Genomic DNA, 16,138 nt, shown 5'->3' with positions numbered 1-16,138 from the left:
TAAGGTTGAAATGTTGTAAAGTTGAAAGGCTACTTTCTGCATTTGTAATAGTGCAACCGCTCCTGTTTTCATTAACAAATTAAAACGTTAAAACTTTTCAACCTTGCAACATTCCAACATTTTATGTTTTATTTGCAAAAAATAATCGCTTAAATGGCTAAAAATCTACTGATCGTCGAGTCTCCGGCTAAGGCAAAAACTATTGAAGGCTACCTTGGTAAAGACTTTACCGTGAAGTCGAGTTACGGGCATATCCGCGACCTGGTAAAGTCGGAAGACGCGATAGATATAAAAAATAACTTTGCACAAAAATACGAGGTGCCGGCTGATAAGAAGCAGGTAGTAAGCGAGTTGAAGAAACTGGCGAAGGAAGCTGAGACTGTATGGCTGGCATCGGACGAGGACCGCGAGGGAGAGGCTATTTCGTGGCATTTGTTTGAGACTTTGGGCCTGAAAGACGCTAACACCAAACGCATCGTATTTCACGAGATAACAAAACCGGCTATCCTAAAAGCGATAGAGAGCCCGCGTAAAATTGATTACAACCTGGTAAATGCCCAGCAGGCACGCCGGGTATTGGATAGATTGGTGGGCTTCGAGCTCTCCCCTGTCCTCTGGAAAAAAGTAAAACCGTCACTTTCGGCAGGCCGGGTACAATCGGTTGCAGTAAGGCTGATCGTGGAGCGTGAGCGCGAGATAATCAAGTTTACAGCTGAAGCTGCCTTTAAGATAGTTGCCATATTTGGCAAAGGCAGGGAGGCATTTAAGGCCGAACTACCAGAACGTTTTGCAAAGCAAGGAGACGCTGAAAAGTTCTTACAGGACTGCATAGGCGCTGATTTCACCATCAATTCTTTAGAAACCAAACCTGCTAAACGTTCGCCTGCGGCGCCGTTCACCACCTCTACGCTGCAACAGGAAGCCAGCCGCAAGTTGGGTTTCTCGGTTTCGCGCACCATGACGGTAGCTCAGAAATTGTACGAATCAGGTAAGATCACCTATATGCGTACCGACTCGGTTAACTTATCCGATACCGCACTGAACGCAGCTGCTAAAGAGATCAATTCGGCCTGGGGCGAAAAATATCACCAGTACCGTAAATATAAAACCAAAAGCGCAGGCGCCCAGGAAGCGCACGAAGCCATCAGGCCCACTTATTTTGATGTACATTCAGTCGACGGTGATCCTTCTGAAAAACGCTTGTATGATCTGATATGGAAGCGCGCCATTGCTTCGCAGATGAGTGAAGCTTTATTTGAAAAGACCACCGCAAAAATCGCTATATCAAGCCGTAAAGAAGAATTGGTTGCCAATGGCGAAGTAATGAAATTTGACGGCTTCCTGAAAGTTTACCTGGAATCATCCGATGAGGAAGACGACCAGCAGAGCACAGAAGACAACGCCATACTGCCGCCATTAAATAAGGGTCAAAAACTCGATCTGCAGGAAATGACCGCGACGGAACGCTTCTCGCGCCCTGCGCCGCGTTATACAGAAGCAAGCCTGGTGAAAAAACTGGAAGAGTTGGGTATCGGCAGGCCGTCTACCTACGCTCCTACCATATCTACTATACAAAACCGCGGCTATGTGGTTAAGGAAGACCGCGAAGGCAAGGCGCGCAGCTTCAAGGTGATGACGCTGAAAGGGCAGAATATCACCAAAGAAGAAAAATCGGAAAATACCGGGGCCGAACGCGGCAAACTGTTCCCAACCGACATCGGTTCGGTGGTTAATGATTTCCTGGTTCAATATTTTAAGGACATCGTGGATTACCACTTTACTGCGGGCGTCGAAAAGCAGTTTGACGAGATAGCCCAGGGCATGGAAGAATGGACCAATATGATCCGCAATTTTTATGATCCATTTCATAAAGGTGTCGAGAATACTATCGAGACAGCCGACAAGGCTACCGGCGAGCGCGAATTGGGCATTCACCCCGAAAATGGAAAGAAAATTTCTGTACGCATTGGCCGTTTTGGGCCGTTCGTACAAATTGGCGATAGCGAAGGCGAAGAAAAGCCGCTGTATGCCAGCTTAAGGGCCGGGCAAAGTATCGAGACCATTACGATAGAAGAAGCGCTTGAACTATTTAAGCTGCCTAAAAAGGTAGGCATGTTTGAGGATAAGGATATGACGGTGGCCATCGGAAAGTTTGGCCCTTATATACGCCACAATAGTGCTTTTTATTCCTTGCCGAAGGATGTCGATCCGCATGATGTTACCGAAACACAGGCAATTGATATCATCGTAGATAAACGCAAGCGCGATGCCGAAAGGGTGATCAAAACCTTTACCGAAGACGCCGAAGTGAAAATTTTGAATGGCCGCTGGGGCCCGTATATCGAATTTGGGAAACAGAACGTTAAAATACCAAAGGATAAAGACCCGCAAACGCTTACCTATGCAGAATGCAAAGCATTAGCCGATGCCGAAGCAAAAGCACCCAAAAAGCCCGGCGCTAAGCGATTTGCGAAGAAGAAATAAGTTGAAGTTCTTGTTGAAAAGTTGCAAGGTTATTTTATAGGGCGGGCAATGCCACTACCGACCAATAGCAGCATCAAGCATTCCAACTTTAGAACCTTTCAGCTTTACAACAAAAAAACAATGATCAAAGACCTCCCCGAAAACGTTGTAAAAGATATTGCGATAGCGGTGGCGCTTGAGGGGGAAAATATTGAGGCGAAAACCTGGTACGTTTACCTCATCAACCTGAAAAACCAGCCGATAGAGAACGTGCTGATCACCTCCAAAGGTTATGGTGAAAAAGACGGCGAGCAGATCAAAACCTCTACCCTGCGTCACATGTTCCCTGTGGTGAATAACGGGGCCTTCGTTTTGATAGAACCTATCGACGAAGCCACTTTCGGCCTGAATAACGAGTATTGGCTCAGTTATTATATCGGCAAAGATATCTACGACAAAAAGTTTATCTTCCTTCCTGAAAGCATTGTCGAATCAAACTTCATCAAACTGCCTATCGTCAATAAGCCGGGCGTTATGATACGGTAGGTTGTGATTAGCGATCAGTGACCAGTTAATCTTATCAAACTTGTTTGCTTTAAATTACTCCATTTCATTAGGGTTATAATATCTATGCTCATTGGCTTCAGCCAAAATACCATGCAACATCTGCTATAAAATAGACAATGTTCGGAAATTGCAAATTAAACATCGTCATAATTTTGTAATCATATAATAATACAGAACATAATTTTATTATCAAAAAAAATATTTGTTCAAATATTTGGAAGAATCATTTTTTTATTTCTAAATTTCATTAATAAATTAACCTTAATCAATGAAAGATGGAGAGACGCCTCTGCCCGCTGGCAAGCGTCCAATTATCGCTGCTGCTTCGATCATTCTTGTAATCATCGCTGCTTATTTTATTTACCACCTGCGCCACAAAAAAAGCAGTGTCGACCCGGCCTTCAGCAAGTACATCGAGTCGTACACAACAGGCATTATTTCAAAAGAAAACACTATTCGCATCCGGCTCGCCAGCCAGGTTACGACAACTCATGTGCAGAACGATCAGCTGCCGGATGGTGTGTTCGACTTTTCACCTGCCATTAAAGGCAAGGCGTATTGGGTCGACGAACGAACGATCGAGTTTCGCCCCGAGGCGAAATTAGTCTCGGATCAAAGCTATTCGGCCGACTTTAAGCTAAGCAAGGTAACGGAGGTGCCTTCAAAATTCGAGGATTTCAAATTCGGCTTCCAGACGGTTAAACCTGATTTCACCGTTTCCTTCAATGGACTGGAAACCGCCACTAACACGTCCATTGATAAAATGAAGCTGCACGGCGTTGTACAAACGGCCGACGCCGAGGATGCTGCAGCGATAGAAAAACTCATCAGTACCAGTTTCGAATCGCCCGTGCAGGTCACCTGGCAGCATAATAGTATCAGCCGTATGCATAAATTTACCATTACTGATATTACCCGTGCAGCCGATAAAGTTAACACACTATCGGTAAACTGGGATGGCGCCAGCCTCAACGTCGACAAAAAAGGAGGCCAGGAGTTTGAAATACCAGCGGTTGGAGATTTCAAAGTGCTTAACATCTCCGCCGTTCAGGATAACGACCAGTATGTGCTTGTCCAGTTTTCCGATGCCATTATGGTGGGGCAGGAATTAAAGGGCCTTGTCGGCATAAAAAACATAGATGACCCGGCTTACACCATTGAAGGGAGCAAAGTAAAAATTTATGCACCGGACCGTCTGGAAGGTAATTTTACCGCTTACGTAAACGAAGGGGTGGAAAATATCTCGCATAAAAAGATAACACAGCCTTATACGGCAAACGTGTTCTTTGAAAACCGCCTGCCTTCGGTAACCATTCCCGGCAAGGGCGTTATCCTGCCCGACTCAGGCAAACTGGCTATGCCTTTCGAGGCGATAAACCTGAACGCCGTGGACGTAAGCATTATCAAAGTATATGAGAATAACGTGCCGCAATATTTCCAGTCGAATGGCTTCGATGGCGCGTCTGAATTACGCATGGTTGGCAAGCCTATCCTGCAAAAAACCATCCGCCTCGACCAGGACAAAAGCGTCAACCTGAATAAAAAGAACAGGTTCAAGCTCGACCTTGACCAATTGATACGCACCGAGCCCGGCGCCATTTACCGTGTGGTACTTGGGTTCCGTAAAGAATATTCGCTATATAATTGCACCCTCGGCGGACCGGCCGTTAAAAAGAATGATTCGGACGACGACGACTATGGGTACGACGGCAGCGACCGCGACAATGCCGGTAAGGTAAGCGACGAGGACGATGATTTTTGGCAGCGTTATGATAATTATTACCCGGACAATTATCGCTGGAACGACCGCGGCGACCCATGTACCAACTCGTATTACACCCGCGACCGTTGGGCCATGCGCAATATCATAGCGTCAAACCTGGGCCTGGTAGCCAAGCGTGGTAATGATAACAGCATGGTTGTAGCGGTAACCAATATTATGACTGCCAAACCTATGGCGGGCGTAACGCTTGAGTTCCTGGACTTCCAGAAACAGGTGATGTTTAAAACCACCTCGGGTGCGGATGGCATGGCTAAGTTCGATCTGAAGCGTAAACCTTACCTGCTGGTTGCCCGGCAGGGTGCCGAACGCGGCTACTTAAAACTTGATGATGGCAGTTCGCTGCCCCTCTCCCGCTTTGATGTTGGCGGAGATGACATTAAAGATGGCCTCAAAGGTTTTATTTATGGCGAACGGGGCGTATGGAGGCCGGGAGATTCCATATTCCTGACCTTTATTTTACAGGATAAGCTGCATACATTGCCTGCCGATCACCCGGTGGAGTTTGAGTTGGACGACCCCGATGGTGGCGTGTTCAAGCATATTACCGCCAACAAGTCGGTGGATGGATTTTACAGCTTCCACACGGCCACAGAACTTTCCAGCCGGACAGGTAACTGGACCGCAAAGGTAAAAGTCGGCGGCGCCTCTTTCGAGAAGAAAATAAAAATAGAGACCATTATGCCAAACCGGCTAAAGCTAAACCTGAGCTTTGGCGGCGCAACGCAATTGACCAAAGGCGGCGATGTAAGCGGCAGCCTGGATGCCCATTGGCTGTTCGGCGGCATTGCGCAGAACCTGAAGGCTAAGGTGGACGCCTTTCTATCGCCGCAGCATACTACCTTTAAAGGTTACGACGACTATATTTTCGACGATCCTACGCTTAATTTCACCCCGCAAAGTCAAACTATATTTGACGGGCGGTTGGATGCGAACGGCAAAGCGGGCGTCAAAACAGATATTGATGTCGACAAAGAAGCACCGGGTCAGCTGAGGGCTAATTTCCTGGTGAAAGTATTTGAACCGGGCGGTAACTTCAGCATACAAACACTTTCCATGCCATATAATGTCTACGATGGTTATGTGGGCATAAAAACAGCAAAGGGCAGCGATATTTCGGGCATGCTGTATACCAACCGCGACAATGTGGTTGATATAGCCGATGTGGATACTAAAGGTAATCTCTTCGCCGGCTCAAGAAATGTTGAAGTGGAACTTTACAAGATCCAATGGCGCTGGTGGTGGGATGAGACCGGTAACGAGTTCAGTAATTTTACGCAGGATCGCTATAATAAGCTGATAAAAACCGAAAATGTCCGGCTTACCAACGGGCGCGGCAAATGGACCCTTCATGTTGATAACGATGGCTGGGGCCGTTACCTGCTGCGTGTTAAGGACCCGGAAACGGGTCACTCGACCGGGAAGATAATTTACCTGGATTGGCCGAACTGGGCTGAGCGCCTGCAGCAAAGCAACCCGACCGAGGCTGCCATGCTATCCTTCACCTCCAACAAAACCAGCTACAGGGTTGGCGAACAAGCCACATTAACCATCCCTACGGCATCGGACGGCCGCGCGCTGATCAGTATCGAGAACGGCAGCAAGGTGTTGCAAACCAACTGGATAGATACACGGAAGGGCCAAACGCAGTACACATTCAAGATCGACAAAACGATGGCGCCGAACATTTTTGTGAACGTAACGCTGCTGCAGCGCCACTCGCAAACCATTAACGATCTGCCTATCCGCATGTATGGCGTTATCCCCCTGACGGTGGACGACCCGCAAACTATCCTGAAACCTGTCATCAATATGCCGGATAAGATAAGGCCGGAAACAAAGTCATACATCACTGTTTCCGAAGCATCGGGCAAGGAAATGACCTATACTGTAGCCATTGTGGACGAAGGCTTACTGGACATTACCAATTACCACACGCCTAACCCGCACGAAACATTTTATGCCCGCGAGGCGCTTGGTGTAAAATCGTGGGACCTGTTCGACTATGTTATCGGCGCCTATGGCGGCAGTTTGGAACGCATTCTCAGTATCGGTGGCGACGGCACCAATGGCATGAACCGGAACGTAACCGTTAACCGCTTTAAACCAGTGGTGAAATTCATGGGCCCTTATCATCTTAACGCCGGGCAAAAGCAAACTACCCGCTTCACCTTGCCGCAGTATATCGGCTCGGTAAAGGCAATGGTAATTGCCGGACACGATGGTGGCTACGGTTTTGCTGACAAAGCAGTAACCGTTAAAAAACCGCTAATGATACTGGCCACCCTGCCACGCGTGCTCGGCCCGTCGGAAAAGATACAATTGCCGGTAACCGTATTTGCATTGGAGGATAACATCAAAACCGTGAGCCTTGAGATACAATCAAATGCATTCAGTAACCTTGCGGGTAACAATAAGAAGACAGTCACTTTCGCTAAGACCGGCGATCAGTTGGTGACCTTCGACCTGGATGTAAAAGATTTTGTGGGTATAGGAAAAGTAAAAATAATTGCCAAAAGCGCGGGGGAAACGGCAGATTATGATGTTGAATTAAATGTGAGGAACCCAAATCCGCCGATTACAAGGGTAATTGAGAAGGAACTGAATCCCGGTGAAACCTGGAGCAGCTCCTACAGCCCTGTGGGTATGAGCGGTACTAACAAGGCTTCGCTGGAGGTGGCTACCATCCCGCCGCTGAACCTTGCCAAACGGCTGGATTACCTGATAGAATATCCTTACGGCTGCGTGGAACAAACCACCTCGTCTGGTTTCCCGCAATTGTATTTGAGCCAGGTGCTCGACCTGTCGCCAAGGCAATCTGCGGAGATCGATCGTAATATAAAATCGACCATAAACAGGTTAAAAAACTTCCAGGTAACGGATGGCGGCCTCAGCTACTGGCCAAACCAGGGCGAAGCTGATGAGTGGGGAACCAATTACGCCGGGCATTTTATGTTATCGGCACAGGCAAAAGGCTATGCCATGCCGATAGGCTTTCTCGAAAACTGGAAAAAATACCAGCGCATGAAGGCCCTTACGTGGGGTCCCGATACCCGTAGCTTCTATGGCTCCGACCTGATCCAGGCCTATCGCCTGTATTTGCTGGCGCTCGCCCGCGCTCCTGAGCTTGGCGCCATGAACCGCCTGCGCGAGTTTAAATACATGAGTGAGGAGGCGCGCTGGCGCCTGGCCGCGGCCTATAAGCTGGTGGGCCAGCCCGAGATAGGCCTGCAACTGATCAATGGCTTATCCACCACCATCAAACCATATTACAGCTTATACGGCACCTATGGTTCCGACCTGCGCGACGAGGCGATGATACTGGAAACGTTAACCCTGCTCGGTCAGCATCAAAAAGCTGCCGCGCAATTCAAAACCGTGGCTTACCGGTTATCTCAAGACGATTGGTACAGCACCCAAACCACGGCTTATTCGCTTGTGGCTATAGCTGAATATTGCGGAGTCAATCACTCGGCGGGCAAGTTACAGTTCAATTATAATTCGGCAAACGTCACATCAAAATCTTACTTGTGGCACGCCGATCTGAATGTAACCGGTGGTAAAGTAACGCTAAAGGACAATGGCAATAACAAACTTTATGTCAGGATCATACAGCGAGGACAGCCATCGTCCGGGCAGGATGTACAGTCGGTAAGCAACCCGGATGTGCTGGAGATGCGCATAGGCTATTTCAGCTTGACCGGGCACCCGGTAGACCCAACCAAATTGAAACAGGGCACCGATTTTGTAGCGCAGGTAAATATCAAAAACCCAGGCAAAAAGGGCAGGTATGATAACATGGCGCTCACCCAGATATTCCCCTCGGGCTGGGAGATCATCAACACCCGCATGTCGGATACTACGGAGGCGTTTAACTCGTCGCCTTCGGATTATCGCGACATCAGGGACGACCGGGTAAACACCCATTTCAGCGTTGCAGAGGGTAAGGAAGTGACCTATTACGTGATGTTGAATGCGGCTTATTTGGGCAGATATTACCTGCCTGCAACCTATTGCGAAGCCATGTATAACCATAGTATCAATTCCGTGCAGAAAGGAAAATGGGTGGAGGTGGTGAAGTAGTGACTGGTGGTTAGTTAATTAGTGATTGGTTATGAAACACTGATCACTAATTAATTAGGCTAAAGCCATTGTTGCCTGATTATTATTCCGTTGGCTAAAGCCAACGGCAATATGGATGCCGAAAATGATGGTAATTAACGATTTCAATTTTCATTGCCGTCCCATTCATGGGACGGATAACACAAAGCGACAAACCGGCTTTAGCCGAAACCCAACTAATCACTAATTAACTAATCACTAATTAACTAATCACAAGTTAACCAATCACAAATCACTTAACCCCCAACAACCCGTACTTCAAAATACAATAAATGGCCCGCACACCGTCCTTCCATCCTATTTTCTTGCCATCGTCGTAGGTTCGGCCGTAATAGGATATGCCAACCTCGTAGATGCGGATCTTAGGAACGCGGGCTATTTTTTGGGTTACTTCCGGCTCAAAGCCGAAACGTTGTTCGGTTAGTTTGATGGACTGGATAAGTTTGGTATCGAAAAGTTTGTAGCAGGTCTCCATATCTGTCAGGTTCAGGTTGGAGAACATATTGGATAAAAAGGTTAAAAAATTGTTGCCGATAGTATGCCAGAAGAACAGGATACGGTGCGGGTTGCTGCCCATAAAGCGCGAACCATACACCACGTCGGCAAAGCCGTCGCATACGGGTTTCAGCAGGTCGTTATATTCGGCAGGGTCGTATTCAAGGTCGGCGTCTTGTATGATGAGATATTCGCCCGTTGCTTTGGAAATACCGGTATGGAGAGCGGCCCCCTTGCCCCGGTTGGTATCGTGCTTAAAGTACTGTATATCCAGATCGGGGTGGGTAACCTGGTAATTGTGAATAGTTTGTTCGGTATCATCGGTCGAACGATCGTTCACAATAATAAGTTCTTTCTGAATATTATGAATAAGTTTAACCCCGCTGATCTTATCAAGTATCAGGTGGATCGTATTGCCCTCGTTATAGGCAGGAATGATGATTGATAATTTTTTAATTTCCATTGATATTTTCAGAACTATGTCATTTCGAACGAACCAGGGTGGAATCGAGCAAGGCGTGAGGAGAAATCTTATACTACATGCATCGTCGACAGGTATTATGTATAAGATTTCTCCTCGTTTTCCTTCACACAACCCATTCGAACTCGTTCGAAATGATAAGTCTTTTATTTTTTAGTAAGATAGTCCTCACACTAATTAAGATCTTTAATGCGAACCAGGCTAAATAAGGTAATAAACTACTTCAAAAAACCAAAAGTAATAATAATACTCTCGTTTTTGGTGCTATGCCTTATATGGTTCTGGTTTTGCCTGCCCAAAAGGTTGTTCACCTATCCCACTTCCTATGTTATTGACGATGAAAAGGGCCAGTTGCTGGGTGCGTCGATAGCCAGAGACGGCCAATGGCGTTTCCCTTATGACACCAACGTACCTGAAAAATTTAAACAGTGCATCATCGCTTTCGAAGATAAACGCTTTGAGCACCACCCCGGCGTGGATATTGTGGCGCTTGGCCGCGCCTTCAAACAAAATATTGGCGGCAGGCACGTGGTCAGCGGCGGCAGCACCCTGACGATGCAGGTTATCCGGCTGGCCACCAAAGACAAACGCACCTACTGGAATAAATTCACTGAAATTTTCAAAGCGTTGCGGCTGGAGATCAAGTACAACAAAAAACAAATACTGGCCATGTATGCCAGCAATGCACCATTTGGGTCGAATGTTGTAGGGCTCGACGCCGCATCGTGGCGGTATTTTGGGCGCAGCCCGGATAAACTTTCCTGGGGCGAAATGGCGGCAATGGCGGTGCTGCCCAATTCACCTTCATTGGTGCATCCGGGCAAAAACCGGGCAATTTTACTTAAAAAACGCAACCTGCTGCTGGACAAATTGCACGAACAAGGCATCATCGATGCTTCGACAGCATCGCTGGCTAAACTGGAACCCATCCCCGACCAGCCTGTGCCGCTACCACAGCTTGCCCCTCACCTTCTGCAGCGTTTTAAAGCTGACCTGCAAAATGAGCCCGACAGTTCGACGCGTATCACCACCAGCATACGGTCAACCCTGCAACGCCAGGTGAACCTGGTATTGGAGCGCAATCACGATGTGCTGAAGGGGAACGACATCAACAACATAGCGGCTATTGTACTTGATGTGGAAACCGGGCAAACTTTAGCCTATTGCGGCAACATATCGCACCCGGAAGATTCAACCATGCAAAGCGATGTGGATGTCATCAGCGCACCGCGCAGCCCGGGCAGCACGCTCAAACCGCTGCTGTTTGCCAATATGCTTCATGATGGTTTGATTTTGCCCAATAGCCTGGTACCCGACGTCCCAACGCAGATCATCGGTTTTCATCCAAGAAATTTCGACCTGGCGTATGATGGCGCGGTTCCGGCTTCAAAAGCTTTGTCTCGCTCCCTAAATGTTCCGGCAGTAAAAATGCTCCAGCAATTTAAATCGGAACGCTTTTATGATTTCTTACACCGCATAGGTATCACCACGTTAAATAAACCGGCGACTCACTATGGTTTGTCACTGATACTCGGCGGCGGGGAAAATAACTTGTGGGAGCTTACCGGCGCCTATGCCGATATGGCCCGTGTGCTAAATCATTATAACGGCATCTATGGCGGCAAATACGATACTGCCGATTACCACAGTCCAGTTTATGCCCCGCAACCAGCAAAAGAACATCACCTGGAAAAGAACGGGATGCTCGACGCTGCTTCGATCTATTATACCTTCCAGGCAATGGAGGAAGTAATGCGGCCCGGCGAGGAAATGTTGTGGCAACACTTTAGCTCATCGCAGCGGGTAGCATGGAAAACGGGTACCAGCTTTGGCTTCCGCGATGGATGGGCCATAGGTATTACTCCCCGGTATGTTGTAGGGGTATGGGTGGGTAATACGGATGGCGAGGGCCGGCCTGGCTTAACAGGTATCACTACAGCGGCGCCGGTCATGTTCGAGATATTCAGGCTGCTGCCGGTCTCGCGCGAATGGTTTACGATGCCCGTTAACGATATGGTGAAGATAAAGATATGCCGGCAAAGCGGCTACCGCGCAGGCGTTTATTGCGACGATACCTACCAGATGTGGGTGCCGCAAGGCGGATTGAGGGCTGCGGTTTGTCCATGGCACCAGCCCGTTCACCTGGACAAGACCGGTAAATGGCAGGTTACCGGCGACTGCGAACCGCCTTCGGAAATGATCACTAAAAACTGGTTCGTTCTGCCGCCATCGATGGAATACTATTACAAAACAAAGAATTACCAGTATCATGTTCTGCCGCCGTTCAGGCCCGACTGCGCCCTGAACACAAAAAGCAACCCGATGGAGCTTATTTATCCCAAAGAAGGTGCGAAGATATATGTGCCCCTGGAGGTTGACGGCAAACGGGGACGGATGGTATGCAACGCTGCGCACCGGCAGCCGGGCATCAAAATTTTCTGGCATTTGGATGATAAATATGTGGGCGAAACCGCCGATTTTCACCAAATGGCTTTGAGTCCGCCGCCCGGCTTGCATAAACTTACGCTGGTGGATGCCAACGGCAACTCGGTGCAAGTTAATTTTGAGATACTGGAGAAATAAGTCAACGGTGGACAGTTTGCAGCAGGCAGTAGTTATATAGTTATCCTATTCTGAAAAACTAAATTGCAAACTGCCAACTTGAAACTGCCAACTCAAAAAATATTATCTTGGCTTCCGTAATTAAAGAAGATGCTTGAACAATACGACCTGCACAACCTGATGGTGCTCGACATCGAGACCGTACCACAGTACAGGAACCATGACGAGGTGCCGGAACATATCCGTAAATTATGGGATCAGAAAACACTTAATACCCGCAAGGATGAGACTGCCGAAGACTTTTATGGGCGCGCCGGTATCTGGGCGGAGTTTGGGAAGATCATCTGTATATCAGTTGGCATATTTACCCGTGGAAAAAGTGTTGGTTTGAGAGTAAAATCGTATTACGGGCACGATGAAAAGGAATTGCTCACCAGGTTTTCAGACCTGTTGAATTCCCAGCCTCCTTCACTGGTGCTTTGTGCCCATAACGGTAAGGAGTTCGATTTTCCGTATATCTGCCGCCGTATGCTGATCAACGGCCTTAAATTCCCGTCGCAGCTGGAAATAGCCGGCAAAAAGCCCTGGGAGATAAACCACCTGGACACGATGGAACTGTGGAAGTTCGGCGATTACAAGAATTTCACCTCGCTCAGCCTGCTAACCGCGATATTTGATATCCCAACCCCGAAGGACGACATAGATGGCAGCATGGTGGGACAAGTTTACTGGCTTAACGGCGACCTGGAACGCATCAGTACATATTGCCAGAAAGACGTGGTAGCTACTGCGCAATTGATACGCCGCTACCGTGGCGAACCTTTGATAACAGACGATAGCGTAACAATGGTTGGAGAATAATGCTGCAGGTAAACAATTTAAAAGTTCAGTTTAAAACCCCAAACGGTTTGGTCGAAGCGGTTAAGGGAAGTTCGTTCACCCTGAAGAAAGGTGAGACAATAGGTATTGTGGGCGAATCAGGCTCCGGCAAATCAGTCACTTCTTTGGCCATTATGCGCCTGCACGACCCGGCTAATACGATGATAAGCGGAGAGGTGTTTTTTAACGATACCGACCTGCTTGAGCTTTCGGAGGATGCTATGCGCGATATGCGCGGCAACCGTATCGCCATGATATTCCAGGAGCCCATGACCTCGCTTAACCCGGTGCTTACCTGCGGGCACCAGGTAACGGAGGCTATCCGCCTTCACCTCGGCACGAACAAGCAAGAAGCCAAACGGCGGGCCATAGCGTTATTTAACGAAGTGCAGCTGCCCCGGCCCGAAATTATGTTCAGCAGTTACCCGCACCAGCTTTCCGGCGGACAAAAGCAGCGTATCATGATAGCCATGGCGCTCTCCTGCAATCCGGAGATACTGATTGCCGACGAACCTACGACAGCCCTGGACGTAACTGTACAAAAAACAATCATCGAACTATTGCAACGATTAAAGACCGAACGCGACATGAGCCTCATCTTCATCTCGCACGACCTAGGCGTGGTGAGCGAGATAGCGGATAAGGTTATCGTGATGTATAAAGGTGAAATAGTGGAACAGGCTGAAACAAAGGATATATTCTCCCACCCAAAACATCCGTATACCAAAGGCTTGCTGGCCTGCCGTCCGTCGCCCGAACATCATTTGAAAAAGCTGCCTGTTGTGTCCGATTTTTTAGACGAAGCAGAAAAAAACGGTGGCTCCATCGAAAAGATGAGAGAACAGTACGCTTATAAGCCCGAAGAAATTAAAGAGCGCCGGAAAGCGCTGTACGCTCAAAAGCCTATTCTAAGGATCAATGAATTGTGCACCTGGTTCCCGGTTGGGGGCGGCTTGCTGGGCAAAAAGAAAGATGTGGTGAAGGCCGTAAACAAGGTCAGTTTTGATGTTTACCCGGGCGAAACCCTGGGACTGGTTGGAGAGTCGGGCTGTGGTAAGTCCACCCTGGGGCGCAGTATTTTAAGGCTGATCGAACCAACCTCAGGCGATGTTAGCTTTGAAAATACCGATCTGCGGAAGCTCGATAAACACGATATGCGTAACATGCGGCGCGATATCCAGATCATTTTCCAGGACCCTTATTCCTCTTTGAACCCGCGGCTTACTGTCGGCGATTCACTAATGGAGCCTTTACAGGTGCACCAGTTGTATGAAAATAACGCCAAACGCAAAAAAAGGGTGTTAGAATTATTAGAACGTGTAAACCTGCCTCCCGGATATTTTAACCGCTACCCGCATGAATTCTCGGGCGGCCAGCGGCAGCGTATTGTGATTGCCAGGGCTTTAGCTTTGCACCCAAAGTTCATTATTTGTGACGAATCTGTATCGGCACTCGATGTTTCCGTGCAGGCGCAGGTACTGAACCTGCTGCGCGAATTACAGCAGGAATTTAACCTGACCTATATTTTCATTTCGCACGACCTGTCGGTTATCAAACACATATCCGACCGGGTGATGGTAATGAACAAAGGCGAGATCGCCGAAACCGGCGACCCGGATGATATTTATTATCATCCTAAAATGGAGTACACTAAGAGACTGATTCAGTCAATCCCCGGGAGATGATATTTTCGGGCCTGTACTCGGCATATTCGTGCATTCGTTCCCAAACCGAATCATCAATTTGCTCGTTGGCGTGTTCGGTTTTCATAACAGGCCTGGTATAATCGGGCAAAAAGCTAAAAAGCCCCGTTTTCGAATCGTACATTTTAGCTGTACAATTGGGCCTGATACGGTGCAATACATAAGGTTCGTCAAAACCAAGACCGCATTTCTGTGCTTTCTTCACCATCCAATCAAGCGTAACATCACTTAAACCCTCTTTTGGATAGCCACCCCCAACGTTGGAATGTACCCCGGGGAACCACACCTGTTCCATTTCCTGTTTTACATGTCCAAATTTAACTTTGTCACTTTTTTGCCAAAGCGTGGGTTTAAAATTATCACGATGTTCATCCACGGCAAGCGCCTGGTAAGCGTTTTCCACCAGACTGCTCAAGGTGGTGTCATGAAATTCATATTTGCTTTTATTGATCCACTGAAAGGCGTGTACCGGAATGCCCAATGCCCCAACCGTGTCCCAAACACCAATGAATTTTATCGGCTTAAGCGGATGGCTGTATTTCTCCCTGAAAAGTTTTGCCTCTTCTCCGTCGGGGTTTAGCGCCTCATTTGTCCTGTCCCTGTATATGTCATAGGCACGGTCGATAAGCTGAAGATCATTACACTTCAGTATACCGCAATTGCGTATCAGGCCCGCCAGACTGCGGGCCGTGTATGCGCCCCTGCTAAACCCAAACAGGAACAATTCGTCGCCCGGCTCATAATTCCACACAATAAATTTGTAGATATCTTTTATATTGTCGTCAATGCCTTTGCCCGTTGCACCGTCTATCATTTTACTCCAGGCCGTTCCTTCGGCCCCAACGCCTTCATCATAATATTTCACCTGGTAAATGATCTCGTTACGCTCGTTACGAACGCGTTTACAAATAGCCTCAAATATTTTTTGGACGTTGGTTTCGACATATTCCCCCTCGTATTTGTCGCCCGGTTTATTCCAGGTGCCGTCGCTGCAGGTTATTATTCGTTTCATAGTGCTGATGTATTAGATGACAAGGTCCATCGGTTTAGAAAGGCAGTGTTCAGCACTTCCCCTCAGGATTCAAA

Annotated in this window: 8 protein-coding genes; 6 read left to right on the top strand and 2 right to left on the bottom strand. The window is 47.9% G+C overall.

What is annotated here, in order from left to right; genetic code table 11:
- Positions 1–153 precede the first annotated feature (153 nt).
- The 3 genes from topA to VL525_RS20985 all read left to right on the top strand — a co-directional run bounded on the left by topA (position 154) and on the right by VL525_RS20985 (position 8,893).
- Positions 154–2,484 (top strand): type I DNA topoisomerase, encoded by a 2,331-nt coding sequence (gene topA / locus VL525_RS20995; protein WP_325389384.1) that lies wholly within the window; start codon positions 154–156, stop codon positions 2,482–2,484.
- A gap of 120 nt (positions 2,485–2,604) precedes the next feature.
- Complete coding sequence (locus VL525_RS20990) at positions 2,605–3,009, top strand: hypothetical protein (RefSeq protein ID WP_325389382.1); 405 nt, start codon at positions 2,605–2,607, stop codon at positions 3,007–3,009.
- Positions 3,010–3,298: 289 nt separating this feature from the next.
- Complete coding sequence (locus VL525_RS20985) at positions 3,299–8,893, top strand: alpha-2-macroglobulin family protein (RefSeq protein WP_325389380.1); 5,595 nt, start codon at positions 3,299–3,301, stop codon at positions 8,891–8,893.
- 271 nt (positions 8,894–9,164) lie between these two features.
- On the opposite strand, the gene VL525_RS20980 is transcribed toward VL525_RS20985, so the two are convergent.
- Positions 9,165–9,890, bottom strand: a complete 726-nt coding sequence (locus VL525_RS20980; protein WP_325389378.1) for a glycosyltransferase family 2 protein — start codon at positions 9,888–9,890, stop codon at positions 9,165–9,167.
- Positions 9,891–10,097: 207 nt separating this feature from the next.
- Between VL525_RS20980 and pbpC the strand changes: the two genes are divergently transcribed.
- From pbpC to VL525_RS20965, 3 genes are all read left to right on the top strand, one after another.
- Entirely contained in the window at positions 10,098–12,491 is a 2,394-nt protein-coding gene (pbpC, locus tag VL525_RS20975) for a penicillin-binding protein 1C (RefSeq protein WP_325389376.1), read from the top strand.
- A 129-nt stretch (positions 12,492–12,620) separates the two neighbouring features.
- Positions 12,621–13,331: a 3'-5' exonuclease gene (locus VL525_RS20970; protein ID WP_325389374.1), complete on the top strand. Its 711-nt coding sequence runs from the start codon at positions 12,621–12,623 to the stop codon at positions 13,329–13,331.
- Complete coding sequence (locus VL525_RS20965) at positions 13,331–15,034, top strand: ABC transporter ATP-binding protein (RefSeq protein ID WP_325389372.1); 1,704 nt, start codon at positions 13,331–13,333, stop codon at positions 15,032–15,034. Before VL525_RS20970 ends, VL525_RS20965 begins: the two co-directional genes overlap by 1 nt.
- Here the strand turns inward: VL525_RS20965 and VL525_RS20960 are convergent.
- Positions 15,000–16,064, bottom strand: coding sequence for a DUF2235 domain-containing protein (locus VL525_RS20960; RefSeq protein ID WP_325389370.1), 1,065 nt, complete (start codon positions 16,062–16,064; stop codon positions 15,000–15,002). The genes VL525_RS20965 and VL525_RS20960 overlap by 35 nt on opposite strands.
- Between the last annotated feature and the right edge of the window lie 74 nt (positions 16,065–16,138).

This window comes from Mucilaginibacter sp. (genome assembly GCF_035492695.1).
Lineage (GTDB): Bacteria > Bacteroidota > Bacteroidia > Sphingobacteriales > Sphingobacteriaceae > Mucilaginibacter.
Note: the sequence above shows the minus strand (reverse complement) of the source record. Positions and strands in the feature narration are given on the sequence as shown.